The sequence below is a fragment of the Mesorhizobium oxytropidicola genome (genome assembly GCF_056174625.1).
The window spans coordinates 2,244,706-2,270,901 of the sequence record NZ_CM149692.1 but is presented as its reverse complement, the minus strand read 5'-3'; the positions used below and the strand labels follow the sequence as shown (position 1 = coordinate 2,270,901).

The window sequence follows — 26,196 nt, the reverse complement described above, 5'->3', positions numbered from 1 at the left end:
CACCAGCCATGTTTAGGCGCCCTTCGTGCCGGCGATGATTTCGGTCAGCCTGATGCCGAAGCGCGACGGGTCGCTCTCAAGCACCGTAATCTCGCCGCGCGCGATCTTGCGGCCGTTGACCACGACGTCGACCGGTTCGCCGATGCGGCGGTTGAGCGCCACGGTCGAGCCCTTCTGCAGCGCCATCAGGTCGGCAACCGCCATCTCGGTGCTGCCGAGGATGATCTGGACATCGACGGGGATGTTCATGATGACGTTCGAATTGGCGCCCGCGGCCGCCCTGAACGCCGCGTCAGGGCGCTGCTCCTCCTCATGCAGAACCCCGCGCAATTCCTCGATGGCGCGATCGAGCTGCTCGTCCGGCTGGTCGAGCTCTGCTTCCACTTTGGTCTTGGCCATGCGTCGTCTCCAAAAGCTCAGGCGCGCCCGGCACCGGCCGGCATGAGCCCATCGATGAAATCCTGCCCGGCATCGAAAGGATGCCTGATTCGGACGGTGTAATTCTGCCCCAGTTTGCCGAACTCGCATACGAACAGCGTCTGGCCGCGCGCGCTGAGGCGCGCCCGTGATTGCGCCGTTTCGTCGAAGTCGATGACCTGGCCCACTTCGAGACTGGCGAGGTCGCCAAGCGTCAGCCGCGCCAGCGGCATGGTGGCTTCGAGCGCCACCGTCGAGCGCATCACCTCTTCCGAAAAGCGCTCCCGCCAGCTCGGGCCGTGGTCATCCCCGCCGGCGTTCGCAGCGCTGTCGCGGCTGGCCAGCACGATACGCTGCGGCATTGTCACCGTGACGGTGCCGCTGTCGGCTGGCGTCGATATGCCAAGAACGATGCGCAGTGCCGCGCCATCTCGTAAAACGTGCCGTTTGGCTTCGGCGCCCGACATCGCCCGCGGTACGGGCAGACGCAGGTCGAGCGAGCGCCGCCCCGATCCGTTCAGGGCCTGCGCGACCTGCTGAAACAGCATCGTCGAGACATCAACCTCGATCTGCGACAGATCACGCTCGATCGGCGATGCCGGCGTCTCCGGGTCGCCGCCGAACAGCGTGCAGACCATGATCGCTATCGCCGACGCATCGATCACCAAGGTCATGGCATCAGAAGACGTGGATGATGCCACGATGGTCATGGCAAACGTATCGCCGGCACGCGAGCGCGCCTCCGCGACGCGGCTGACCTCGACACCCCTGAGATCGACTGTGACCGGAACGCCGAGCTCACTGGTCAGGCTCTTTTGCAACAGCGGCGCGGCGCGCTCGGCCATGGCCCGGCCAGTACCGATGACCTGGGCGGCCTCGCCGCTGTCGCCGACCAGACGCTCGATGATCAACGAACGCGCTTGCGCGGGGCTGCCTGGACTGGTCATGACCGTGTCGGCACCGATCTGTCGTGCATCGCTCAAGCGGCCTTCTTCTCGGCGCCGCCGGTGTTCATCGTGCTCTGCTCGACGGCGTCGATGGTTGGCCGCTCATAGGATGAGATGGTCTTGCGGCCGAATTCGATTGCCACCTGCGGCAGCGCACCGTTCATGTAGGCGAGCAGCGTCTGCTTGACGATGATGTAGAGGCGGTTCTTCTTCTCGCGCACCGTCTTGATCTTGGTGGCGACGGGCCCGACCACGGCATAGGACAGGAAGATGCCGAGGAAGGTGCCGACAAGGGCGGCGCCGATCAGGCCGCCGAGGATTTCCGGCGACTGGTCGAGTGCGCCCATCGCCTTGACGACGCCGAGCACCGCGGCGACGATGCCCAGCGCCGGCAGGCCGTCGCCGACCGCGACCAGCGCGTGATAGGCCTTCATCTTGTCGGAGCGGATCGTCTGGATCTCCTCGTCCATCAGCGCCTCGATCTCGTGCGAGCGGGCATTGCCGATGATGATGATGCGGCAGTAGTCGCAGATGAAATTCATCAGATCGTGGTTCTTGAGCACCGTCGGAAAGGCCTGGAAGATGGCTGATTCTTCCGGATTGTCGATATGCGCCTCGACCTCGCTGCGCGACTTCGAGCGCAATTCGCGCATCAGGCTGTGCAGCACGCCGAGCGTTTCCAGATAATCCTGTTCCTTCGGCACCGCCTGCTTGAAGGCTTCAAGAATGCCCTTGCCGGTATCCTTGACCGTCTTCATCGGGTTGGCGACCAGGAAGGTGCCCAGCGCGGCGCCACAGATGACCACGGCTTCCCAAGGCTGGACCAGCACGTGCAGATGCCCGCCCATGGCCATGAAGCCGCCAAGGACGCAGCCGAGCGTCACCACAAGTCCAATGAGAATGCCCACGGCAGGTCCTTCCGCATTTCACGTCAGCTGCAAGGGATAGTCCCCGTGCCTTGTGTGAGGCTTGAATCCGGGCGGCCATGGAGCCGAATGTTGGGCGATTCAGTTTCGCGCAAGGAAGTGAGGTTATTGTCGCGACATTAAGCTTCGGCCGGAGGCATGACGTTGCTCAGTACCTTTACCAGCTATCAGTTGATCACCAAGGACATCGCCAAGTCTATCGACCGCATCGAGCAGCAGCCGACGGTCGATCGCGACACCCAATATTATCTCGCCAACATTACCAAGGTGAAATCGATCGACGATTTCGTCAACAATGACCGGCTGTTCAAATATGCCATGAAGGCCTACGGACTGGAGGACATGGATTACGCCAAGGCCTTCATGGTCAAGGCGCTCAAGGAAGGCGTTTCGGATTCCAACAGCTTTGCCAACAAGCTGACCGACAAGCGCTATGCCGCGTTCGTCAGCGCCTTCAATTTCGCCGCCAACGGCGCCGACGCCACCATCTACAACAAGGCGCAGCAGCTGGTGACGAAGAACTACGCCACGCAGGCGCAGATCGCTGGCCTCGACCCGAATTCGGACTATGTGAAGGGCGAGACGACCTACTACCTCGCCAACATCACCAAGGTGAAGTCCGTCGACGATCTGATGTCGAACAGCCGGCTCTACACCTATGCCCTGGCCGCATACGGTCTGGACTCGGCGACCGAGGACAAGGACCTGATCAAGCAGGTCCTACAAAGTAAGGTGAGCGACCCTGACAGCGTCGCCAACAAGCAGACGAACCCAGCTTACGCAGGACTGGCTGTGGCCTTCAATTTCGAAGCCAATGGCGAGAACGCCACCACCATCAATCCTGCGCAGCAGCCGACCGTCGATAAGTACCTGCGCCAGACCCTTGAGGAGGATGCCGGTCAGACCAATGAGGGCGTGCGGCTGGCGCTTTATTTCCAGCGCAAGGCGCCTGACATCACCAGCTGGTACGACGTGCTGGCCGACACGGCCCTTGCAAGCGTCGTGCGCACCGCGCTGGGGCTGCCTGATTCCTTCGCCACCGCCGACATCGACAAGCAGGCGCAGTTGTTCGAGCAGAAGCTCGACCTCACGGATTTCACCGATCCCGCGAAGCTCACCAAGTTCCTCACCCGCTTCACCAGCATGTACGAGATCAACAACCCAACCTCGACGGCCGTGACGTCGGTCAGCGTGCTCTTCGCTCAGCCGGTCACGGTGGGCATTTCCACCGACCTGATGATGGCCATGCAGAAGTTGAAGTTCTGATCATGCAAGACAGTCTCTACGTCGCCCTTTCCGCGCAGATGGCGCTCGAGCGCCGGCTCGACACGATCGCCGACAATGTCGCCAACGCCAACACCGTCGGCTTTCGTGCCACCGGCGTGAAATTCGAGGACCTGGTGTCGGGCACCGGGCAGAAATCGGTGTCCTTCGCCTCGTCGGGCAAGACCTATCTTTCGGGCGCCCATGGCCCCCTGACCGAGACCGGCAATCCGTTCGACTTCGCCATCCAGGGCGACGCCTGGTTCGCCATCGACACGCCGGCCGGCACCGTCATGACCCGCGACGGCCGCTTCTCGATGAACGAGAATGGCGAGCTGATGTCGATCGAAGGCCATCCGGTGCTCGACGCGGGCGGCGCGCCGATCCAGCTCGACCCCCGCAACGGCCCGCCCAAGGCCGGCGCCGATGGCTCGCTGCGCCAGAACGACCAGCTCGTCGGCTCGATCGGCCTCTACAATTTCGATCCGGGCGAGAATTTCGTGCGCTACGGCAATTCCGGCATCGTGCCTGCGCGCACCCCCGAGCCGGTCACCGATCGTTCCGATGTCGGCATCGCCCAGGGCTTCGTCGAGGAATCCAACGTCAATCCGGTGCTGGAGATGACCCGGCTGATCATGGTCCAGCGGGCCTTCGAGAACACCGCCGCCCTGATGCGGCAGACGGATTCCTCCACCGACGAGGCGATCAAGACGCTCGGCTCGAAGTCGTAGAATGTCGCTCGACCGGTCCTCCATCCGTGCACCCGAAAGACAAGTCCAGCCGGCGCCGGAGGATCGGCTGGCCGCGTTGGAACGGGTTATCAGGCGCTTCAGCAACACCGACGGGCTGGTCAAGCGTGGCGGCCTCGTCACCGAAGTCACGCCCACGCACTACAAGGTGCGCGGCCTTTCCGATTTCGCCAGGCTGGGCGACATGGTCGAACAGCGTGGCCAGGCCGGCGCGCGCCACGGCGAGATCGTCAAGATCAGCCGTGACGAGATCGTCGTCGCGCCCTTCGAACGCAGCGCCGATGCCGGTATCGGTGACGCCGTGTTCCGCCGGGGACCGCTCGCGGTCGCGCCGCACGGCTCATGGCGCGGCCGCACCGTCGACGCGCTCACCCGGGCAATCGATGGCGGTCCGCCGCTGATCAGGGGCGACGACCTGTCGGGCAGTGCCACGACGCCCGGTGCCATGGCACGGCAGCGCGTCGGCACAGCCTTCATGACCGGCGTCAAGGTCATCGACATCTTCACGCCGCTGTGCTTCGGCCAGCGCATGGGCGTCTTTGCCGGTTCCGGCGTCGGCAAGTCGACGCTGCTCGCCATGCTGGCCGGTGCCGACGCCTTCGACACCGTCGTCGTGGCGCTGATCGGCGAACGCGGTCGCGAGGTCCGCGAATTCCTCGAGGACACGATCGGCGACAGCATGGCCAAGACCGTGGCCGTCGTCGCCACCAGCGACGAGAGCGCCATGATGCGCCGGCGCGCGCCTGACACCGCCATGCGCGTCGCCGAGCACTTTCGCGACCAGGGCCACCGTGTGCTCCTGGTGCTGGATTCCATCACCCGCTTCGCCCATGCGTTGCGCGAGGTGGCGACGGGAACCGGCGAGCCGCCGGTCGCCCGCGGCTATCCCGCTTCGGTTTTCACCGAACTGCCCAAGCTGCTCGAGCGCGCCGGGCCGGGCGTGGAGGGCCCCGGGGTTGAAGGTAAGGGCTCGATCACCGCTATCATTTCCGTGCTCGTCGACGGCGACGACCACAACGATCCGGTCGCCGATTCCGTACGCGGCATCCTCGACGGCCATGTCGTGCTCGACCGCGCGATCGCCGAACAGGGCCGCTATCCGCCGGTCAATCCGCTGTCGTCCATATCGCGCCTGGCAGGCAAGGCCTGGAGCGTCGAACAGCGGGCTTTGGTGACGCGGCTGAAGTCGATGATCTCGCGCTTCGAGGACACGCGCGACATCCGCCTGCTCGGTGCCTACCAGGGCGGCGCCGACGCCGAGCTCGACATCGCGGTGCGCCAGGTGCCGCTGATCTACGAGGCGCTGACGCAATCACCCAGGGACCGCCCGTCAGCCGATCCATTCTCCGATCTGGCCCGCCATCTCAAGGGAAAGCTGAATGCCGAATCAGGAGACTGAACGCCAGTATACCGAGCGCATCCTGAACGAGATGATCGCCGAGGCGAACGCCGCCGAGGCAGCTCGGGCCGAGGAAGAGAGAGCCGCCAGGGCAAAGGCTGCCAGCGCCATAGCCGCCAAGACCGCGGCTGTTCTGGCCAGAGCCGCCAAGCCGGCTCTGGCCAGAGCCAGGCCGGCTCTACCCAGATCAGAGCCGGCTCTACCCAGACCCGAGCCTGTTGCGGCTCGGGCTGCCGTGCCCGCCATGCAAGTGGTCCCTCGCGTCGAGCCTGCCGAGATGACGCAGGCAAGCCGCGAATCGCTGATCGACGGCCTGTTTCCCGTCACCGAATGGCCGCAACCACCGAAGGCGCAATTTCCAAAATTGAGCAAGAAGGCGGACCGGCGAAGCGACTTCGTCATCGCCGCTCTCGGCGTCACGCTCGGCCTGATCTGCGCCCTGTTTCCCTGGTATATCTTCTTCAACCAGGAGCAGTTTGGCGTTCAGGCAATCAAGTTCGGCGGCACCGGCACCAATTCGGGACGCGAGGGGGGCGGCGTGGTCGCCTCGCGCAGCGCGCCGCTGACGGTCAAGGACCTTCCCAACACCAGCATCGACCTGTTCGCCACCGGAACGGTGCAGGATGACGCCACCCCAGCACAGCCGCCCGGCGACCAGCCCTTCCCCGCCGATGTCGCGAAATTCCGCATGGTCCATGTCGCCAACGGCCGCGCCATGATCGAGGACGACACCGGCCTGTGGATCGTCCAGCGCGGCTCGACGCTGCCGGATTCGAGCACGGTGTCGTCGATCGAGCAGCGCAACGGCAAATGGGTCATGCTGACCAGCGCCAACCAGGTGATCCAGCTTTCCAGGTGAGGCCGTCGCGGTACGGCCTTGCGGTCGCCCGCAAGGTCCGCGCAAGACTGGCGGCCTAGTCTTTGGGCACATGCCCGGAGATTCCCATGGAGCCTGTTTCCCTTTTCGATCTCGCCGCCAAGCAAGCGCAGTGGCTTTCCGTGCGCCAGTCGGCGATCGCCGGCAACATCGCCAACGCCAACACGCCGGGCTACACGGCAAACGATGTCGAGCCCTTCGAAAAGGTGCTCGACCGTACCGCGGTGTCGCTGCAAACCACCGAGGCCGGCCACCTCGGCAGCGCCGCGACCAATGCCGGCTTCACCATCAAGCCGCAGGAAGATGACGGCGTGGTCATGCCGTCCAAGAACACCGTCGTGCTTGAAGACCAGCTTCTCAAGGCCGGCGAGGTGCGCCGCTCCTTCGAGCTCAACACGGCGATCGTCAAGGCCTTCCACTCGATGATGATGATGGCGGTGAAGAGCTGACCATGGACGCACTGACCGCAGCCCTGAAAGTCGCAGCATCCGGCCTCGGCGCCCAGTCCGAGCGCCTGCGCGTTGTTTCGGAAAACCTCGCCAATGCCCAGTCGACCGGCACCACGCCCGGTGCCGACCCCTATCGCCGCAAGACCATCAGCTTCGTCTCCGAGCTTGACCGGGCCTCCGGCAGCTCGACGGTTGAAGTGAACTCGATCGATCGCGATCCGAGTGACTTTCCCATCGAGTTCCAGCCCGGCAACGAAGCCGCCGACGAGAAGGGCTACGTGAAGATGCCCAACGTCAACGTGCTGATCGAAATGGCCGACATGACCGAGGCCAACCGCTCCTACGAGGCCAACCTGCAAGTCGTGAAGCAGGCGCGCGACCTCATTTCAATGACCATCGACCTGATGAGGAACCAATGATCGTGAATGGCATCGGCGCGCTTAACCTGAAGCCCGGGCTGGGCGATACGGCGACCGACCTGCTTCAGGGCGGGGTCGCGCCGGCGACAGCTGGCAACCTTGGCACTTCCTTCGCCGAAGCGGTGAGCCAGGCAGCCACCAAGACCGTCAACACGCTGCAGAATGCCGAGCAGGTATCGCTCCAGGCGCTCAAGGGCGACGCCGACACCCGCCAGGTCGTCGATGCCGTAATGAGCGCACAGCAGGCGCTTCAGACCGCCGTCGCCATCCGCGACAAGGTCGTTTCGGCCTATCTCGAAGTCAGTCGAATGGGTATTTGAGGAGTTAGGGCATGAAAGCACTTGCCATCGCCGCCACCGGCATGAATGCCCAGCAGACAAATCTGGAAGTCATCGCCAACAACATCGCCAACATCAACACCACCGGCTACAAGCGGGCGCGCGCCGAATTCTCCGACCTGCTCTACCAGGTCGACCGCACGCAAGGCGTGCCCAACCGCTCCAATGCCTCGCTGGTGCCGGAGGGCGTTTCGATCGGCCTCGGCGTCAAGACGACGGCCGTGCGCAACGTGCACACCCAGGGCGAACTGACCAGCACCGGCAACAGTTTCGACATGGCACTGACCGGCAGGGGCTGGTTCCAGATCGAAGGCGCCGATGGCGGCACGCTCTACACCCGCGCCGGCGCCTTCAACACCAACGCCACCGGCCAGTTGGTGACTGTGGATGGTGCCAATGTCATTCCGGCCATCACCGTACCGGTCAATGCCGTTGAGGTCATCGTCAACAAGACCGGCGAGGTCTTTGCCCGCATCGACGGCCAGACGGCCTTGCAGAGCCTCGGCCAGCTTCAGATCGCCAATTTCGCCAATGAGGCAGGCCTCGCGCCGCTCGGCGACAACCTTTTCCAGGAAACGACGGCCTCCGGCCCGGCCAATGTCGGCGTGCCCGGCGACCCCGGCTTCGCCACCATCCAGCAAGGCTATCTCGAGGCCTCCAACGTCGACCCGGTCAAGGAAATCACCGAACTGATCTCGGCGCAGCGCGCCTATGAGATGAATTCCAAGGTGATTCAGGCCGCCGACGACATGGCCTCCGTCGTCTCCAAGAACATCAGGTAAGGGATGATGGCCATACCGATCTCCTGCTCCGCATTCCGCCGCACCGCGCTGATCCTTGCGCTGGTGGCCGGCGGCATGCCGGCTTTCGCCCAGGAATCGGCAAGCCAGTCGGCAACGCAGATCGCCAGCAATCAGCCCGCCGGCGAGGTTGTGCTCATCCCCAACCGCGTCATCTATCCCGGCGAGACCATTGAGCTCACCGCCCTGAAACAGGTGACCCTCATCCCGGGCAAGCACAAGCCCGACGCCATGGCGACCCGTGCCGAAGAACTCCAGGGCAAGGTCGCCAAGCGCACGCTGCTGCCCGGCCGCTACATTCCCTCCACCGCCATCCGCGAAGCCTGGCTGGTCGAACAGGGTGCCGCCGTGCAGGTCTTCTTCATCGCCGGCGGACTGACGATATCCGCGACCGCGGTGACCCTGCAGCCGGGTTCGGCCGGCGACCTCATCAAGGTTCGCAACAGCGACAGCGGCAAGATCCTCTCCGGCACCGTGATGGCCGACGGAACCATCCAGGTCAGCGCTTCATGATCCGCCTGCTTGCCCTTCTGCTCGCGGCCACGCTCGGCCTGCAGCCGGCCCTGGCCGACGGCCTGACGCCCAAGGCCAAGCGCGAGCTCGCCGCCAGGAACGGCGGCGTCGACAATGATCCGGAATATGATCCGGCGACCACCACCCGCATGTTCCGCGTTTCGCCCGGGCCAAGCTCGCTGCCGCCTGGCCAGGTCGCCTCGCGCATCAAGGACATCGCCCAGCTGCAGAGTTCGCGCGACAACCAGCTCGTCGGCTACGGCCTGGTCATCGGCCTCGCCGGCTCGGGCGACAGCCTGCGCAATTCGCCGTTCACCGAACAGTCGATCCGCGCCATGCTCGAAAACCTCGGCATCGCCACCGAAGGCGGCAGTGCGCGCGCCAAGAACGTCGCCGCCGTTATCGTCACCGCCAACATGCCGCCCTATGTGCAATCGGGTGCCCGCATCGACATCGACGTCTCCTCGATGGGCGACGCCACCTCGCTTGCCGGCGGCACGCTGATCATGACGCCGCTGAAGGCGGCGGACGGCGAAATCTATGCCGTCGGCCAGGGTGCGGTCATCGTTTCCGGCTTCATCGCCCAGGGTCAGGCCCAGCAGTTGACGCAAGGTGTGCCGACCGCCGGTCGAGTGCCGAACGGCGCCATTGTCGAGCGTTCGGTGAAGGCCGAATTCGACGACCAGTCGACGCTGACGCTGCAATTGCGCAATCCCGATTTTTCGACCGCCATCCGCATCGCCGACGCGATCAACGATTACACCAGCCAGCGCTTCGGCATGCGTGTGGCGGGCGAGCGCGATTCCCGCACGGTGCAGATCAGAAGGCCGAAGGGCGTTTCGGCCGCGCGCTTCTATGCCGAGATCGAAAACCTGGTGGTCGAATCCGATACGCCGGCCCGCGTCGTCATCGACGAGCGCACCGGCACCATCGTCATTGGCAACGACGTCAAGATCTCGCGCGTCGCCATCAGCCACGGCACGTTGACGGTGCGCATAACGGAAGCGCCGCGCGTCGTGCAGCCAGAACCCTTCTCCAAGGGCGAAACCGCCGTCGAGCCGTTCACCGCCATCGACGCCAGCCGGCCCAATGGCCGCGTCGCCGTGCTCGACGGACCGGACCTGCAAACCCTCGTTTCCGGCCTCAACCGTCTCGGCGTCAAGCCGGACGGCATCATTGCCATCCTGCAAGGCATCAAGTCGGCCGGCGCCCTGCAAGCCGATCTGGTTCTCCAATAGGCGATGCCGATGATCTCTTCCCCCTCATCCCATGAAAGACGCCCTTCCCGCGCAATCCTGTTGGCGGCCGCGGCTCTCGCGGCCATGGCCGTTTCCGGCGGCGCACATGGCGAGGATGTCGTTCGCCAGGTTCTGCCCGGAGCGCAGCCCGCGGTGGCACCCCAGCAGTTGACCCGGGAAAAGGCGCCGGACCAGAGCGAGATCGAGCGCTTCTGCTCCAACATCGCCGACGCCGCCCGCGACCGCCGCTATGCCTTGCAGGCCGAGGAGTTGAAGCAGCTGCAGGCCGGCATCGACGAGCGCATGAAAGCGCTGGACGCGAAAAAGGCCGAATACGAGACCTGGCTGAAGCGGCGCGAGGTGTTCCTGGCCCGGGCCGAGGACGGCGTCGTCAAGATCTATGCCGGCATGAAGCCGGATGCCGCGGCCGAACGCCTGGCAATCGTCAACGCCGACCTGGCCGCGGCCATCCTGATGAAGCTCGATTCACGCAAGGCCAGTGTCATTCTCAACGAAATGGACCAGAAGGCGGCGGCGACGCTCACCGGCATCATGGCCAGCGCAGCCCGAAGGGTAGATCCGTCATGATCCGCAGAATGCTCATCCTGTGCGCGGTCGCGGCACTGTCCGGCTGCGGCACCAATCTCAAGGAGGTCGGCAAGGATCCGGCGATGTCTCCGGTCGGTTCCGGCATCGACGGCGGCAACACGTCGGCCCTCTACAAATACCCCGAGCCGCCTCGGGCGCCGGTGAAGAAGTTCTCGCTGTGGGACGATCGCCAGAGCCGCCTCTTCACCGATCCCCGGGCGCTCTCGCAGGGCGACATCCTGACCGTCAAGATCAAGATCAACGACCGCGCCAATTTCAAGAACCAGAACGACAGGAGCCGCACCGCCAACCGCAAGCTCGGCTTCGACCTCAGCGCGCAGTGGGACAAGTGGAGCACCGCCGGCAAGGGTGCTGGCGCGCTCAACTCCGCCACCGATACAACGGCCGATGGCGAGATCAAGCGATCGGAAACGCTTGAGCTCAATGTCGCGGCGATCGTCACCGATGTCTTGCCGAACGGCAATCTGATGATCACAGGGTCGCAGGAAGTGCGCGTCAACGCCGAGCTCAGGGTGCTGACCATCGCCGGCATCGTGCGGCCGGCCGATATCGGCGCCGAGAACACGATCCCCTACGAACGCATCGCCGAGGCGCGCATCTCCTACGGTGGACGCGGCCGCATCACCGAGATCCAGCAGCCGGCCTACGGCCAGCAGGTTCTCGACCAGGTTCTTCCGTTCTAGGGATTGGAGACCAAAGCGCCGTGGCCAATGTCGAACAGCTTCAGCCTCGCAAGGGTCCTTCCCTTGTCGTGCAAGGCGCCGCGCTGCTGGTGGTGACGGCCGCCGCCATCGGCATGGGCTGGATGTCCGGCGGCTATCTCAAGGGCGTCGGCGCACCGTCATCGGTGCCGGCTGCGCCTGAAAATGAGGGCAAGGTCACCGAACCCGCTGCCGCGCAACAGCCTGGCATGGGGCCGACGCTTGTCGCGCTGGCGCCGATCACCACCAACATCGCATCCCCCGCCGACACCTGGATCAGGATGGAAGTATCCGTGGTCTATGACGCGCCGCAGCCACCGGCGATGACGGAGGACATCCATCAGGACCTTCTGGCCTTCGTGCGCACGCTGAAGATGCATCAGGTCGAGGGCGCCAGCGGTTATCAGCACCTGAAAGCCGATATCGAGGAACGCGCCTCGATCCGCAGCCAGGGGCACGCCAAACAGGTTCTCATCAGGACATTGCTGCTCGAATGAAGAAGTTCCTTCTCGCCGCGGCGCTGATCGCCGCCGCCACCTCCGTCGCGGCGGCGCAGCAGCTGGACCTTGGCGGCATCGGCAAGGCCGACGGCACCACCGTCGGCTACATCATCCAGATGTTCGGCCTGCTGACCGTGCTGTCGGTGGCGCCCGGGCTGCTGATCATGGTGACGAGCTTCACCCGTTTCGTCATCGCCTTCTCGATCCTGCGCGCCGGCATCGGCCTGCAGTCGACGCCGGCAAACCTCATCCTGATTTCGCTGTCGCTGTTCATGACCTTCTATGTCATGGCTCCGACCTTCGATCAGGCCTGGAACACCGGCGTCAAGCCGCTAATGGACAACCAGATCAGCCAGACCGAGGCGTTCGAGAAGATTTCGGACCCGTTCCGCACCTTCATGCTGCACAATGTGCGCGACAAGGACTTCGACCTTTTCGCCGATCTCGCCCGCGAGCGCGGCCAGGTCGTTGCCAAAGAGACGGTCGACCTGCGCATCCTGGTTCCCGCCTTCATGATCTCCGAGATCCGCCGCGGCTTCGAGATCGGCTTCCTGATCGTGCTGCCCTTCCTGGTCATAGACCTGATCGTCGCCACCATCACCATGGCGATGGGCATGATGATGCTGCCGCCCACGGTGGTGTCGCTGCCGTTCAAGATCCTTTTCTTTGTCCTGATCGACGGCTGGAACCTGCTCGTCGGCAGCCTGGTGCGATCCTTCAACTGACCTCGCCGTCTCGGCCCGAAGCGACGATTGCCCGCAAGGATCGCGCAGTGCGCGAGGCGTCGATTTTTTCTCCAATTATTTTTGCTTAACCGTCCAGTTTAGGTCTTTGGTAGGAACTCGCCGCCATAGTCGCTCGCAGATGGCGGGTGACCCAAACGCAACGGTCATTGGCATGATGCCGCTCCGTCATACCGGACAAACCGGTATGTCAAAAAAACACCTGTAAAAGCAAGGTACGAGTAGCCATGGCCAGTATCATGACCAACAGCGCCGCATTGACGGCCCTGCAGAGCCTTAACGCCACCCAGAACAACCTCTCGACCACCCAGGCCCGCATCTCGACGGGCTATCGCGTCTCCCAGGCTTCGGACAACGCCGCCTATTGGTCGATCGCCACCACCATGCGCTCCGACAATCAGGCCATGTCCACCGTTTCGGACTCGCTCGGCCTCGGCGCTTCGAAGGTCGACACCGCCTACACCGGCATGAACAGCGCGATCACCACCATCAACGCGATCCAGCAGAAGCTGACCGGCTCTTATGGTCAGACCGACGCCGCCAAGGAAAAGACCCAGGTCGAAATCGCCGCCCTTCAGGCACAGCTGAAGGGTTACGCCGACTCCGCCACCTTCTCCGGCACCAACATGCTGTCGGTGTCCACCGCTTCTGGCACGGCCGCCGACGTCAAGGTCGTTTCGGCCTTCAACCGCAGCTCCACCGGCGCCGTTTCGCTCTCGACGATCGACGTCAACGTGGAGAGCATCAAGCTCTATGACTCCGGCGCCGCGCCGACCGCCAAGGGCATCCTTGATGCGGCTCGCCTCGGCACCACCGGCGCTACGACCGCCACGGCACAGGTCCCGACCCTGGGTGCTGCTCCCGCGGCCGGCGACACGTATTCGGTCGCCAGCCTGTCGATCTTCTCGGGCACCACGGCCGCCAGCGACGCTCAGATCTCGCAGATGATGAACGTCGTCGACGCCGCGCTCAAGGATATGACGACCGCCGCCACCAAGCTCGGCGCCGCCAAGAGCTCCATCGACCTGCAGAAGACCTTCACGCAGAGCCTGATGGACTCCATCGACCGCGGCGTTGGCCAGCTCGTCGACGCCGACATGAACAAGGAATCGACCCGCCTCCAGGCGCTGCAGGTCCAGCAGCAGCTCGGCGTCCAGGCGCTGTCGATCGCCAACGGCTCGTCGCAGTCGATCCTGTCGCTCTTCCGCGGCTGATCGCTCTCAAACGGCTACATCAGACAAACGGGCCGCGCCAAAAGCGCGGCCCGTTTTGCGTTTGCTCCAGCCCCGCGCAACCCTCGTTTCTTAACCCTCGAAAGCGAGCCTTTAACAGGCCGTTAACCATAACGAGCTAGTCATGGTTAACCATAGCTTACAACGGATTGGCGAATCGGCCCGGTCGGGACGACGGCAATCGATGGGCGGGCGACTGGCTCGCGAGGGCAATGCCGGTTTTTGAGAAAGACCGGCCCGGAAAAAGGAGCGAGTTTCTTGGCGAGCATCATGACAAACGCTGCGGCGTTGACTGCACTTCAAAGCCTCAACGCCACCAACAAATCGCTTGAGCAGACACAGGCCCGCATCTCGACGGGCTACAGGGTCTCCCAGGCCTCCGACAACGCCGCCTACTGGTCGATCGCCACGACGATGCGCTCCGACAACGCAGCCTTGTCGACGGTGCAGGACGCGCTCGGCCTCGGCGCCTCGAAGGTCGACACCGCCTATACCGGCATGAACAATGTTCTGACGTCGATCGGCCAGCTCAAGACCAAGCTGCTCTCCACCATTGGCCAGACGGCCGCGGCCAAGGCAAAGACGCAGACGGAAATCACCACGCTTCAGGCGCAGATGAAGTCCTTTGCCGATGCCGCCACCTTCTCGGGCTCGAACTATCTTTCGGTGACGTCGACGCAAGTCGCGGCCCCCAATGACGGCGTTCAAGCCGACGCCAAGATCGTCTCGTCCTTCAACCGCTCCTCCTCGGGCGCCATCTCGCTCGGAACGATCGACATCGACGTCGAGAGCACGAAACTGTTCGACAACGGTCTCGCGACCGCCGTCAAAAACCAGGGCACACTCGACCGCCAGACGTCCGTATACGCGACAGCGGCCGCCCAGACCCTTTACGACAATGCCTATGCGACCTCGATCGCCGGTGGTGGCACGGACATCGCCGCCAACACCGCTGGCCAGACGGCCGCGGGCGCGGTGGTCCCCAGGATCGACAACGTTTCCGCCTTCAATCTCGACATCACGGCAGCGGGCGTGACCGACGACATCATCACCCAGATGATCGGCAAGATCGACAAGGTCATGAGCCAGCTGACCGACCAGGCCACCATCCTCGGCGCCGCCAAGAGCTCCATCGACCTGCAGAAGACCTTCACGCAGAGCCTGATGGACTCCATCGACCGCGGCGTCGGCCAGCTCGTCGATGCCGACATGAACAAGGAATCGACCCGCCTGCAGGCCCTGCAGGTGCAGCAGCAGCTCGGCATCCAGTCGCTGTCGATCGCCAACAGCTCCTCGCAGTCGATCCTGTCGCTGTTCAAGAACGGCTAATCCAGCCGTAGCAGACAGATACCCCTCCTTTCAATTCACGGGCCGCGCCGCAAGCGCGGCCCGATTTCATTTTCGCACAAGCTTCGAGGGCTAGTGTTCCGGCGGACAATCATGCTGGGAGTCGCTCTATCGTGCCGGAACAGATCCAGAGCATCATCTCGAATCTCCGCGGTTTTGGTGTGAAGCGCCTCGCCATGCTGGCGGGCATCGCCGTTCTGGTGATGGGCGTCATCGGCATCGCCTCGGTCTACCTCAACCGCCCGGCCTACGACACGCTCTATGTCGGCCTCGACCGTTCCGACGTGAACCAGATCGGCCTGGTGCTGGGCGAGGCCGGCATCGGCTTCGACGTCGGCGCCGACGGAACCTCCGTGCTGGTGCCGGCCGGCACCACGGCGCAAGCGCGCATGCTGCTTGCCGAAAAGGGTCTGCCGACCAGCGCCAATGCCGGCTACGAGCTGTTCGACAATGTCGGCGCGATGGGCCTGACCTCGTTCATGCAGCAGATCACCCGCGTGCGTGCGCTGGAAGGCGAGATCGCCCGCACCATCCAGTCCATATCTGGCATCAAGGCGGCGCGCGTCCACATCGTCATGTCCGAGCGCGCCAATTTCCGCCGCGACGAACAGCAGCCCTCGGCATCGGTGGTCATCCGCTATGCCGGCATCGACGCCGAGAAGAGCGCCCAGTCGATCCGCCATCTCGTTGCCGCCGCCGTGCCCGGCCTCTCGGCCGACAAGGTGACGGTGCTCGATTCCAACGGCAACCTCTTGGCCGCGGGCGATGATCCCTCCAACACCAGCGCGGCCCGCACGCTCGGCGTCGAGCAGACCGTGGAGGCGCAGATCGGCGACAACATCCGCCGCGCGCTCACCCCCTATCTCGGGCCCGACAATTTCCGCGCCAGCGTGAAGGCCGAGGTCAACACCGACACCCGCCAGACTGAAGAAACCATTTTCGATCCGAATTCACGTGTCGAGCGCTCGGTGCAGTCGGTGCGTGCCAATGAAAACAGCAACCAGAAGCAGGCTTCGACCCCGGCAAGCGTCGAACAGAACCTGCCGGAGACCCAGGCGACCAGCACCGAGGGTCCGCAGACCACTTCTGCGAACGACCGCAAGGAAGAGATCACCAATTACGAGATCAACTCCAAGAAGATCGCCACGGTCTCCAACGGCTACACCGTCACCAAGATGTCGATCGCCGTCGTCGTCAATCAGGACCGGCTGAAGACGATCCTGGGCAGGGACGCAACCCCGGAGCAGATCGCCAAGCGCGTCGCCGAGATCCAGAAGATGGTAAGTTCCGCCACCGGCCTCGACGACAAGCGCGGCGACGTCATCGACGTCTCGGCCGTCGAATTCATCGACGGGCTGGACGGCGAGGCGATCCCGCAGGCTGGGATGCTGGATTCCATCGGCCAGCACGCCGGCACGCTGATCAACGCCGGCGCTTTCATCGTCGTGGTCTTCCTCGTGGCCTTCTTCGGCCTGCGGCCGATGGCGGCGGCACTGACGGCAAGAGCGACGCCCGCTTTGTCGGGCCCCAATTTCGATGAAGTCCAGCGTTCGCTGCCGACACCGGAGGCAGCCGCTTCCACCGATGCGGGTGCCGCCATCGGCGCCTTGCCCGGCTCGCGGCCCGGCATCACGCCGCTCGATGATCTTCGCCAGAAGATCAGGCCAGCGCCACAGGAGCGGCTCGCCCGCATGGTCGACCTCAATGAGGAGCGCACCGCGCAGATCCTGCGCAAATGGGCGGCCCAGGAAGTCGCGGCGTAAACCATGGCCTCCGCAGCCCTTTTCGATCTTCTCCCTGATTTCGGTACGCGCGCGCCACGCGTCAGCCAGCCGCAGGCCGCGTCCGAGCACAGAACGGAAGCATCCGCACCGCCGGCCGATATCGGCACTCTGATCGCCGAGGCGGTTGCCCAGGCGGAGGCAACGCTGGCGGAACGGCTTGTCGCCGCCCACGACGCGGCGCTGGAAGCGGAGCGTCAGGCGAATGCCGAGGAAGCAAGGAGCTTTCTCGAAAGCTTCGGCGGCGATATCGGCAAGGCGGTCTCGCTGCGCATCGACGCCATGGAGACGCGCGTGACGGACCTCGTTGCTTCCACGGTCGCCCGTATCATCGGCGGCGTTGTCAGCGACGATCTGCAAAAGCGCTCGCTCGAGGCGCTCGCCGGCGCAATTCGCGAAGCCGTCGGCGATGGCGAAGCGGTGCGCATCGCCGTCCGCGGACCGCTGTCGCTGTTCGAAACGCTGAAGACATCGCTTGGACCACGCATTGCAAATCTCGACTTCATCGAGGCGCCCGGCTTCGACCTGACGGTGACCATTGACGAGGCCGTGTTCGAGACCCGCATCGCCGAATGGTCGGCAACCCTTTCCGAGGTCCTGTCATGAGCGTCGCCGAGGCCGATCACGGCAGGCACGAGATCATCATCGTGCGGCGGGCTCATGACGATCACGACGAAGCCCATCACGGCGGCGTCTGGAAGATCGCCTTCGCCGACTTCATGACCGCCATGATGTGCTTCTTCCTGGTCATGTGGCTGATCAACGCCGCCAACGAACAAACCAAGGCAGCCGTCGCCAGCTACTTCAACCCCGTCAAGCTCGTCGACCGTGAGTCGAGCCGCAAGGGCCTGGAGGATCTCGGCAATGGGCCGCGCGCGACCGGGATGACGGCCGACGACCCGCAGGAGGCGACAAAAAGTCCGGACAGGACGGCATCGGCGCGGCGGGCTCGTCCAACCGCAAGCAGGACAAGCAGGAGCCGAACAAGGCTGAGCAGTCGGATGAGCATCTGTTCGCCGACCCTTACGCCGTGCTCTCCGAAATCGCCACCGACACCGGCGTCATGCAGAATGTCAGCCAGAAGGGCGATGGCGGCGCGCAGAACGCCGGTCCGGCGACGGGCGCCTCCGGCGGCGCGTCCTACCGCGATCCCTTCGAGCCCGATTTCTGGTCGCAGCAGGTCGCGGCACCCGCCGCCGAGGCGAGTGCCCAGCGCCCCAAGATCGAGGGCGACCCGCTCAAATCAGGCGACAAGGCCGCGGAGACGCAGGTCGCCAAGGTCAAGGCCGTGCCGCCGGCACCGCCAGTCACCGACGCACCGCTCGAGCCTCTGGCGAAGGATGCCAAGACCGCCGCCGCGACGATGGCCAAGGCCGGCGAAACCAAAGCCAACGATGCCAAGGCCAATGAGGCCAAGGCTGGAGACGGCAAGGCCGCGGCTGCCGCCAAGGCGGATGCCGCCGCAGCTGCGCAAGAGACGACCCCGCCTGAAGCCGCGGAGAAGCCGCCGACCGCCGCAGCCGTGAAGGCGGCGGCCGACGTCAAGCGGCAGCTGGCCGATGCCTTCAAGCCCGGCGACAAGCTGCACGACGGCGTCTCGGTCGAAGCCACCGACAAGGGTGTCGTCATTTCGATTACCGATCAGCTCGACTTCGGCATGTTCGAAGTCGGGTCGGCGGTGCCGAGCCGCGAACTGGTGCTGGCGATGGAAAAGATCGGCCGCATCGTCAACAGCCAGAAAGGCACCATCAGCATCAACGGCCACACCGATGCGCGCCCGTTCCGCAGCGCCAGCTACGACAATTGGCGGCTGTCGACGGCGCGCGCGCATTCCGCCTACTACATGCTCGTGCGCGGCGGCGTCGACGAACGCCGCATCACCGAGGTCGCCGGCTTCGCCGACCGCCAGCCGAAGGATCCGGCCGACCCCATGTCGGCGGCCAACCGCCGCATCGAGATCCTGATGACGAGCGGCGGATGATGCGGGCGGCCGTCACCAGCCGGCTAATGGGCCTGTTGCTGCTGGCCGCCGGATATCCGTCGGCCGGCTTCGCCCAGGACACGCTGCAGCCTTACCAGCTGGTGCGCTCGCTGCAGCTCGTCCAGGACCGCATCGCCGCCGGCGATCACGCCGCGATGCCGATGCAGGCCAAGCTGCTTGAGATGACCGATACGCGCCTACGCGAAGCGGATGCGGAGGACTTCAAGGACCCCAAGAATTTTCGCGCGCTGCTGGTCTACGGCATGAGCGGCGGCAATCCGGTGACCGTCGAAGCGGCGGTGTCGCGCGCCACCACGGATCCGGGCAGCCTTGCCATCGCCAAGGGTGTGATCGACTATCTGAACGGCCGGCCCGGCGAAGCGATCGAAGCCCTGAGGCCGATCGATCCGATGACACTGCCCGCCGATCTCGGCGCGTTCCTTGCCCTGGTCAAAGGGTCGCTGCTTGCCGGTGATCAGCCGGCGGCGGCGCTGACGCTGCTCGACGAGGCCAAGCTGCTCAGTCCTGGCACATTGGTCGAGGAAGCCGCCCTGCGGCGCTCGGTCGGCATCGCCGTGGCGCAAGGCGACGCGGCACGGTTCGCGCTTGCCTCCACCCAGTATGTCGAGCGCTACCTCTATTCGCCCTATGCCAGCCAGTTCGCCGATTCCTTCGTCTCCGGCGTCATCACGCTGCACATGTCGATCAGCCAGGACAAGCTGGCCGATATCACCGCGATGATGGATCCCGAGCGCGAGAAGGTGATCTATCTGCGCATCGCCCGCCGCGCCGCGATCGACGGTCTCAGCGACTTGTCGGCCTTCGCCTCGGCTCGGGCCGAGCACGGCCGCGATGGCAACACCAACCAGGGCGATCCGCGCGCCGAGCTTTACTCCAGCCTGTCCACGGTGACTTCCGGTACGATCGAGGACGTGCGCACCAAGCTCGGCAAGATCGACCGCAGCAAGCTGTCGGACGGTGACCGTGCCCTGCTCGATGCCGCCCAGGCGATCGCCGGAGAGGTGGTGGCGCCGCCGGCTTCCCTTCCAGCCGCAAGTCCGGCGTCTGCGGACACTGCACCACAGCCCAAACCCGAGGTCGCCGCCGCACAGGCGGCCGACGAGGCCGGATTGCCGCCCGTCGAGGGCGCCGTCGCCGAACAGCCTGCCGTCGCGCCTTCCGGCGGGACAGCGGCCGCTGCGCCGAACGCGCCGGCGCCTACAGCCGATTCGGCGACGGTCCTGCCGGCATCAGCGCCGGCGACCTCTGCCGGTCCCGACACCACCGATCCGACCGACGCCGCCATGATGAAAACCCGTCGACAGCTCGACCTGATCGACCAGATGCTTGGAGCCGCCCCGAAATGACCCCCAGCCTCGGCCCGGCCCTGCCAGGATTTACCGCCGCGCGTACGGCGGAGCAGCCGGCTACGCCCGGCAAGAAGGATGATTCCGGTTTCGGCAAGATGGTGCATGGCGGCGCGAGCCAGGCGGAAAAGCAGCCGACCACCGAGGCCGGCGGGCGCGATCCGCGCTGGAGCAAGCTTGCCGCCGGTCTTGCGGCACAGGCAGGCGAGGACGAACCGCTGCCGCCCGGCAAGGCAAGGACCACGCCGACCGGATTGACGACCGCGAAATCCATGAAAGACGGCAAGGACGTTGGGGCGGACAAGGACGCCGATGCCGAAACGCCGGCGACCGACGCCGGCGCAACGCCGCTCGACGACCATCTGCCTTTGCTGATGGCGTTTCATGATTTGCGCCATTTCTCGACATCGGCCAAGTCAGCCGATGCAGGCGAAGCCGGACAGGAACCGGTGCTCGGCGGGCAGGTCCTGCCGAAGGCCTATCGGGCGACATCCGCCGCCGGGCAGGACGACCTCGAACCGATGTCGAAGCCCGAGCGGGTCTCGCTCGTCGATGGGCCGCTGACGAAGCTCGAGTCCGCCCGCGACGCCGGCGCCAGCACGCCGCGGCGTGCCAATGCAATCGCCGCCGGCCCGTTGCCCGAGACGGCGGCCGCCGAGGTGCCGGGCGTTGAGCCGAAACAGGTGGCGCCGCAGCTGAAGTCGATCGCCGACGTCCAGTCCTCGTTGCGGTCGGAGCCAGGAAAACCGCCCTCGGCGCAGGCGCGCGTCGACGTGGTTTCCGAGCGCAGCTTCCCTGCCCCGCCGCAGGCACCGATCAGCCAGGCAGCACTCAACGTAATCAATGCCGTAGCGGCCGATGTTAGCCCTCAGCAGGCGTTTTCGACCGCCTCCGCGACCAGCCAGCTGGCCGGCTCTGTTGCCGTTCCGACACATGTGTTGAAGATCGAACTTCACCCGGCCGAACTGGGCATGGTCACGGCCCATCTTCGCCTCTCCGGAGAACAACTCTCGATTGAACTTAAGCCCGAAACACACGATGCCTACCGCCGGCTTTCCAGCGACAGCGAAGCAATCGTCAAGTCGCTGCGCGGGCTGGGCTTCGAGGTTGATAAGGTTACCATCATGCAACCGTCAGTGGCCGTTCCGGCTACAACCCGGACGGATGCAACCGCCACTCTCTCCACCGCACCTGGCCGCGACCAGTCTGCCTTTCAGCCCGGAAACTCCAGCGGCGGCAACAGCGGAGCCGGCGGTCAGCAACCAGGCCAGCAGTCCGCAAGGGGCAACCATGATGACGCGCAAGCACTCGGCCGCGCCGCTTCGCCTTCTCGCGAGCGCGCTGGCGGCGATATGTTTATCTAGCCTCGCCAACACCGCGGCTGCCGCCACCAATCCCTGCGAGCCCGAGATCCTGCGCGCCGCCGACCGCTATGGCGTGCCCGCCGGCATCCTCTATGCCGTCGGCCTGACCGAGACCGGCAACAAAGGCAGTCTTCAGCCTAACGCATTGAATATAGAAGGAAAAGCCGTCTTTCCAAAAAGCCGCGCCGAGGCGCTTGCCACCTTCGCCAATGCGCAGCGCGAGGGCAAGACACTGATCGATCTCGGCTGCATGCAGATCAACCATCACTACCATTCCTCGCACTTCCGCAGCGTCGAGGACATGCTCGACCCGCGCCAGAATGTCGACTACGCGGCGCGTTTCCTGGCCAATCTCCATGCTCGCCACGAAACCTGGTCGATGGCCGTCGCGCGCTATCATGCCGGCCCCGACAACAACCCGGCGCAGAAGGTCTATGTCTGCCGGGTGATTGCCAACATGGTCGCCACCGGTTTCGGCAAGTGGACAACCAACGCCCGCGCCTTCTGCAACCCGTAAGCGTATTTTCTGCTTCTAATACACCCACCGCGCTGCTCTGGGTTGCCGTTTTGACTTGCCCAGAACTTCCCACGCCAAGCATATCTGGCTGCACGCTAATGCAACCGGTGCGATTCCAGACTCCCAAGAAACTAGTTACAAGAAATGACGGTTGTTCAGGATTCTCACCAGCGGTTACGCCTTTCCCCACGGGGCAGATGTGCTGATTCGGAAGGCGGGGCCGATGATCGTGATCGTTGACGAGCGAGAGCTCGTAACTGAGGGATACAATTCACTTTTTGATCGCGAGGGCGTCGCCTGCGCGGGCTTCGCCCCCGGCGAATTCGGCGAGTGGGTGAACTCCGCCGCCGACACCGATTTGCGTTCAGTGCGCGCCTTCCTGATCGGCGACTGCCGCGACGGCGCCATCTCTCCGCGCCAGATCCGCGACCGCACCGGCGCTCCGGTCATTGCGCTCAGCGAGCAGCATTCCCTGGAGAACACATTGCGGTTGTTCGAGAGCGGCGTCGATGACGTCATCCGCAAGCCCGTCCATATCAGAGAGATCCTGGCCCGCATCACCGCCATCCGCCGTCGCGCCCATGAGGATGTCGCCTACACCGAGATCGGCGCCATGCGCATCTTCATGGATGGCCGCGACCCCGAGATCGACGGCCAGCCACTGCCCTTGCCGCGCCGCGAGCGCCGCATCCTCGAATATCTGGCGAGCAACCGCGGCCGCCGCGTCACCAAGACCCAGGTCTTCAACGCCATCTACGGCATTTTCGACGAAGAGGTCGAAGAGAACGTGGTGGAAAGCCACATCAGCAAATTGCGCAAGAAACTGCGCGAGAAGTTGGGCACAGACCCGATCGATTCCAAGCGCTTCCTCGGCTACCGGCTCGTCTTCTGATGCCGCGCCGCGCCAGCCTCGCGCAAGACAGGACGCGTAGCCTCGCTGCCAGTGGCATGGATATTGCGGAGACATCTCGATGAGCCTCTACGGAATGATGCGGACCGGCGTTTCCGGTATGAACGCCCAAGCCAATCGCCTGTCGACAACCGCTGATAACATCGCCAATTCCGACACCACCGGTTACAAGCGGTCCTCCGCCGAATTCTCGACGCTGATCATGCCGTCGACGGGTGGCGCCTACAATTCCGGCGGCGTCACCACGACGATCCGGCAGGCGGTCAGCGATCCGGGCGTACTGCAATACACCACCTCGGTGTCCGACCTCGCCGTCAGCGGTGACGGCTTCTTCGTCGTCCAGGACCCGAGCGGCACACCTTTCCTGACCCGCGCCGGCGCCTTTGTTCCAGATGCACAGGGCAGGCTGGTCAACGCGGCTGGCTTCCAGCTGATGGCCTACAGCTACGCCAATGGCACGCCGGCGGCGACGGTCAACGGCTTCGAAGGCCTGGAGCCGGTTGTCATCTCCGACCAGGGATTGACCGCGACCCCGAGCACGACGGGTAGTTTCAGCGGCAATCTGCCGGCAGGTGCGACACCGGTCGTCGCCGCCAACCTGCCCTCCACCAACTCGGCAGGCGCGCAATACACCTCGAAATCCTCGATGGTCGCCTACGACAATCTCGGCAACAAGAAGCTGCTCGACGTCTATTTCACCAACACCGGCACCGGCACCGGCACCTGGGAGGTATCGGTCTTCGATCAGTCGAAGGCCACGGCCGGAACATCGTTCCCCTACGCCGCCGGCGGCTCACTCGGCACGGCCAATCTGACTTTCGACACCACGACCGGCAAACTCACCGGCACGCCCACCAGCGTTTCATCTACCGTGCCAGGGGGCGCCAGCCTCAATCTCGACCTGTCGACACTGACCCAGCTCGGCACCGGCTTCACCGTTACCGACGCGCAAGTCAACGGCAACGCGCCGAGCACCATCGACAAGGTGCAGATCAGCAAGGATGGCACCATCTACGCCCAGTACAAGGACGGGTCCACCAAGCCGCTCTACAAGATCCCGCTGGCCGACGTGCAGAGCCCGGACCAGCTCAAGGCGCTCCCCGGCAACGTCTACGCGCAAGGCACCGAATCCGGCGCGGTCCGTGTCGGCTTTGCCAATGAAGGCAAGGCCGGTTCGATCATCTCCGGCGCGCTCGAAAATTCCAACGTCGATATCGCCGAGGAATTGACCGACATGATCGCGGCGCAGCGCAGCTACACCGCCAATTCGAAAGTCTTCCAGACCGGTTCCGACCTGATGGACGTCCTTGTCAACCTGAAGAGATAAACCGGGCGTGGCCCGTGAAAGACCAGCATGTCGTTATCTTCCGCATTGAGCATCGCCCAATCAGCGCTTATGAGTACGGCGCGGCAGACCAGCGTTGTCACGCGTAACGTCTCAGACGCTTCCAATCCGGACTATACGCGCCGCATCGCCGTCGTCACCAGCACGGCGCCCGGCGCGCGTTCGGTTGATATCCAGCGCGTCACCAACGACCTGCTGTTCCGGCAGAATCTCAGCGCCTTGTCGGCCTATAGCGGCCAGAACGCGCGCTACAGCGGCATGGATCAGCTGGACGTCTCGGTCAACGGCGTCGACAACGCCTCCTCGCCCTCGACGGCCATCGCCAATCTGCAGCAGGCGCTGCAGCTCTACGCCACCTCGCCGTCCAACCAGAATCTCGGCTCCAGCGTCATCGACGCCGCCAAGCAGGTCGTGCGCTCCCTGAATGAAGGCTCCCAGGCCATTCAGGATTTCCGCACCCAGACCGACGGCCAGATCGACACGGCGGTCAAGGACCTCAACTCGCTGCTCGGCCAGTTCCAGGACGCCAACCAGGCGGTCATTTCCGGCACCCGTTCCGGCACCGATGTTTCCGATGCACTCGACCAGCGCGACGCGCTGCTGAAGAAGATCGCGGACTACGTTCCGATATCGACCTTCACGCGCGGCGACAATGACATGGTCATCACCACCGGTGACGGCACCACGCTGTTCGAGACGATACCGCGCACGGTGAGCTTCACGCCATCGGCCGGCTATGCCGCCGGCGCCGCCGGCAACACCGTCTATATCGACAACGTGCCGGTCTCGGCGGGAAGCGGCGGCAACACCACCGCCAGCGGCAAGCTTGCCGGCCTGCTGCAGTTGCGCGACGGCGTCGCCTCGACCATGCAGAGCCAGCTCGACGAGACCGCGCGCGGCCTCATCACGGCCTTTGCCGAGACCGCGCCCTCAATGCCCAACGCCGCCGGTCTGTTCACCTGGTCCGGCGCCCCGGCGGTGCCGGCCGCAGGCACGCTGGTCAATGGCCTGGCCGGCACGATCAGCATCAATACGGCGATGGATCCAAGCGCCGGCGGCAATCCGACATTGTTGCGCGACGGCGGCGCCAATGGCGCTGCCTACGTCGCCAACACCACCGGCGGCGCTTCCTATTCCAACCTTCTCGTTGCCTATGGCGACCGGCTCGACCAGCCGATGACGTTCGACCCCGCAGCCGGGATTTCGGCAACGTCCAGCGTTTCCGACTACGCCGCCAATTCGATCGGCTGGCTCCAGGGCATGCGCCAGCAGGCTTCGACCGCCGCGGATGCCAAGGAAGCGCTGGCACAGCGCAGCTCCGAGGCGCTGTCCAATGCGACCGGCGTCAATGTCGACCAGGAAATGTCGCTGATGCTCGACCTCGAACATACCTATCAGGCATCGGCCCGGATGATGAAGACCGTCGACGACATGATGACGGCCCTGTTGAATGCGGTGGGATAA

27 protein-coding genes and 1 pseudogene are annotated in these 26,196 nt (G+C 64.6%); 25 read left to right on the top strand and 3 right to left on the bottom strand.

Annotation, left to right across the window (positions count from 1 at the left end):
• Positions 1-12: 12 nt before the first annotated feature.
• Genes fliN through motA form a run of 3 tightly spaced genes read right to left on the bottom strand, consistent with a single transcriptional unit; the run spans position 13 to position 2,272 of the window.
• Complete coding sequence (fliN, locus tag AC0V8S_RS11370; protein ID WP_019860938.1) at positions 13-399, bottom strand: flagellar motor switch protein FliN; 387 nt, start codon at positions 397-399, stop codon at positions 13-15.
• A gap of 17 nt (positions 400-416) precedes the next feature.
• On the bottom strand, positions 417-1,400 hold the full coding sequence (locus tag AC0V8S_RS11365) for a FliM/FliN family flagellar motor switch protein (protein WP_475437720.1): 984 nt from the start codon (positions 1,398-1,400) through the stop codon (positions 417-419).
• Positions 1,397-2,272, bottom strand: a complete 876-nt coding sequence (gene motA, locus AC0V8S_RS11360; RefSeq protein ID WP_183462759.1) for a flagellar motor stator protein MotA — start codon at positions 2,270-2,272, stop codon at positions 1,397-1,399. The genes AC0V8S_RS11365 and motA overlap by 4 nt, the downstream gene beginning before the upstream one ends.
• A gap of 156 nt (positions 2,273-2,428) precedes the next feature.
• On the opposite strand from motA, the gene AC0V8S_RS11355 reads away from it, so the two are divergent.
• The 25 genes and pseudogenes from AC0V8S_RS11355 (at position 2,429) to flgK (ending at position 26,196) form a co-directional block, all read left to right on the top strand.
• Positions 2,429-3,556, top strand: coding sequence for a DUF1217 domain-containing protein (locus tag AC0V8S_RS11355; RefSeq protein WP_432421240.1), 1,128 nt, complete (start codon positions 2,429-2,431; stop codon positions 3,554-3,556).
• Between the two features lie 2 nt (positions 3,557-3,558).
• A complete protein-coding gene (flgF, locus tag AC0V8S_RS11350; RefSeq protein WP_183462761.1) occupies positions 3,559-4,284 on the top strand; it encodes a flagellar basal-body rod protein FlgF in 726 nt (241 codons plus the stop codon).
• Position 4,285: 1 nt separating this feature from the next.
• The gene (fliI, locus tag AC0V8S_RS11345) at positions 4,286-5,701 is read left to right on the top strand and encodes a flagellar protein export ATPase FliI (protein ID WP_475437719.1); all 1,416 of its coding nucleotides are present in this window, start codon (positions 4,286-4,288) and stop codon (positions 5,699-5,701) included.
• Positions 5,682-6,560 carry a hypothetical protein gene (locus tag AC0V8S_RS11340; RefSeq protein WP_475437718.1) on the top strand — a complete coding sequence of 293 codons (879 nt, stop codon included), beginning with the start codon at positions 5,682-5,684 and terminating at the stop codon, positions 6,558-6,560. Before fliI ends, AC0V8S_RS11340 begins: the two co-directional genes overlap by 20 nt.
• Before the next feature lie 86 nt (positions 6,561-6,646).
• Positions 6,647-7,027: a flagellar basal body rod protein FlgB gene (gene flgB, locus AC0V8S_RS11335; protein WP_019860948.1), complete on the top strand. Its 381-nt coding sequence runs from the start codon at positions 6,647-6,649 to the stop codon at positions 7,025-7,027.
• A gap of 2 nt (positions 7,028-7,029) precedes the next feature.
• Positions 7,030-7,446, top strand: a complete 417-nt coding sequence (gene flgC, locus AC0V8S_RS11330) for a flagellar basal body rod protein FlgC (RefSeq protein WP_027045477.1) — start codon at positions 7,030-7,032, stop codon at positions 7,444-7,446.
• A complete protein-coding gene (gene fliE, locus AC0V8S_RS11325; protein WP_475437717.1) occupies positions 7,443-7,766 on the top strand; it encodes a flagellar hook-basal body complex protein FliE in 324 nt (107 codons plus the stop codon). Before flgC ends, fliE begins: the two co-directional genes overlap by 4 nt.
• Before the next feature lie 11 nt (positions 7,767-7,777).
• Complete coding sequence (gene flgG, locus AC0V8S_RS11320) at positions 7,778-8,566, top strand: flagellar basal-body rod protein FlgG (protein ID WP_475437716.1); 789 nt, start codon at positions 7,778-7,780, stop codon at positions 8,564-8,566.
• A 6-nt stretch (positions 8,567-8,572) separates the two neighbouring features.
• Positions 8,573-9,097, top strand: a complete 525-nt coding sequence (gene flgA / locus AC0V8S_RS11315) for a flagellar basal body P-ring formation chaperone FlgA (protein ID WP_475437715.1) — start codon at positions 8,573-8,575, stop codon at positions 9,095-9,097.
• A complete protein-coding gene (locus tag AC0V8S_RS11310) occupies positions 9,094-10,335 on the top strand; it encodes a flagellar basal body P-ring protein FlgI (RefSeq protein ID WP_475437714.1) in 1,242 nt (413 codons plus the stop codon). Before flgA ends, AC0V8S_RS11310 begins: the two co-directional genes overlap by 4 nt.
• Positions 10,336-10,338: 3 nt before the next feature.
• Entirely contained in the window at positions 10,339-10,923 is a 585-nt protein-coding gene (locus tag AC0V8S_RS11305) for a MotE family protein (protein ID WP_475437713.1), read from the top strand.
• On the top strand, positions 10,920-11,627 hold the full coding sequence (gene flgH / locus AC0V8S_RS11300; RefSeq protein WP_183462768.1) for a flagellar basal body L-ring protein FlgH: 708 nt from the start codon (positions 10,920-10,922) through the stop codon (positions 11,625-11,627). Before AC0V8S_RS11305 ends, flgH begins: the two co-directional genes overlap by 4 nt.
• A 20-nt stretch (positions 11,628-11,647) precedes the next feature.
• Positions 11,648-12,142 carry a flagellar basal body-associated FliL family protein gene (locus AC0V8S_RS11295; RefSeq protein WP_095199334.1) on the top strand — a complete coding sequence of 165 codons (495 nt, stop codon included), beginning with the start codon at positions 11,648-11,650 and terminating at the stop codon, positions 12,140-12,142.
• Positions 12,139-12,870, top strand: a complete 732-nt coding sequence (gene fliP / locus AC0V8S_RS11290) for a flagellar type III secretion system pore protein FliP (protein ID WP_475437712.1) — start codon at positions 12,139-12,141, stop codon at positions 12,868-12,870. The genes AC0V8S_RS11295 and fliP overlap by 4 nt, the downstream gene beginning before the upstream one ends.
• Before the next feature lie 245 nt (positions 12,871-13,115).
• A complete protein-coding gene (locus AC0V8S_RS11285) occupies positions 13,116-14,102 on the top strand; it encodes a flagellin N-terminal helical domain-containing protein (protein WP_095199336.1) in 987 nt (328 codons plus the stop codon).
• A gap of 276 nt (positions 14,103-14,378) precedes the next feature.
• Positions 14,379-15,449 (top strand): flagellin N-terminal helical domain-containing protein, encoded by a 1,071-nt coding sequence (locus tag AC0V8S_RS11280; protein WP_095199337.1) that lies wholly within the window; start codon positions 14,379-14,381, stop codon positions 15,447-15,449.
• 131 nt (positions 15,450-15,580) lie between these two features.
• Complete coding sequence (gene fliF, locus AC0V8S_RS11275; RefSeq protein ID WP_475437711.1) at positions 15,581-17,230, top strand: flagellar basal-body MS-ring/collar protein FliF; 1,650 nt, start codon at positions 15,581-15,583, stop codon at positions 17,228-17,230.
• Between the two features lie 3 nt (positions 17,231-17,233).
• A complete protein-coding gene (locus AC0V8S_RS11270; protein ID WP_475437710.1) occupies positions 17,234-17,854 on the top strand; it encodes a hypothetical protein in 621 nt (206 codons plus the stop codon).
• A pseudogene (locus AC0V8S_RS11265) lies at positions 17,851-19,229 on the top strand (MotB family protein). Before AC0V8S_RS11270 ends, AC0V8S_RS11265 begins: the two are co-directional and overlap by 4 nt.
• Entirely contained in the window at positions 19,226-20,596 is a 1,371-nt protein-coding gene (locus AC0V8S_RS11260) for a chemotaxis protein MotC (protein ID WP_475437709.1), read from the top strand. Before AC0V8S_RS11265 ends, AC0V8S_RS11260 begins: the two are co-directional and overlap by 4 nt.
• Positions 20,593-21,960 carry a flagellar hook-length control protein FliK gene (gene fliK, locus AC0V8S_RS11255; RefSeq protein WP_475437708.1) on the top strand — a complete coding sequence of 456 codons (1,368 nt, stop codon included), beginning with the start codon at positions 20,593-20,595 and terminating at the stop codon, positions 21,958-21,960. Before AC0V8S_RS11260 ends, fliK begins: the two co-directional genes overlap by 4 nt.
• The gene (locus AC0V8S_RS11250; RefSeq protein ID WP_475438602.1) at positions 21,890-22,477 is read left to right on the top strand and encodes a transglycosylase SLT domain-containing protein; all 588 of its coding nucleotides are present in this window, start codon (positions 21,890-21,892) and stop codon (positions 22,475-22,477) included. The genes fliK and AC0V8S_RS11250 overlap by 71 nt, the downstream gene beginning before the upstream one ends.
• 223 nt (positions 22,478-22,700) lie before the next feature.
• Complete coding sequence (locus AC0V8S_RS11245; RefSeq protein ID WP_010911291.1) at positions 22,701-23,369, top strand: response regulator transcription factor; 669 nt, start codon at positions 22,701-22,703, stop codon at positions 23,367-23,369.
• 79 nt (positions 23,370-23,448) lie between these two features.
• On the top strand, positions 23,449-24,714 hold the full coding sequence (locus tag AC0V8S_RS11240) for a flagellar hook protein FlgE (protein WP_475437707.1): 1,266 nt from the start codon (positions 23,449-23,451) through the stop codon (positions 24,712-24,714).
• Positions 24,715-24,741: 27 nt separating this feature from the next.
• Positions 24,742-26,196, top strand: coding sequence for a flagellar hook-associated protein FlgK (gene flgK / locus AC0V8S_RS11235; RefSeq protein ID WP_475437706.1), 1,455 nt, complete (start codon positions 24,742-24,744; stop codon positions 26,194-26,196).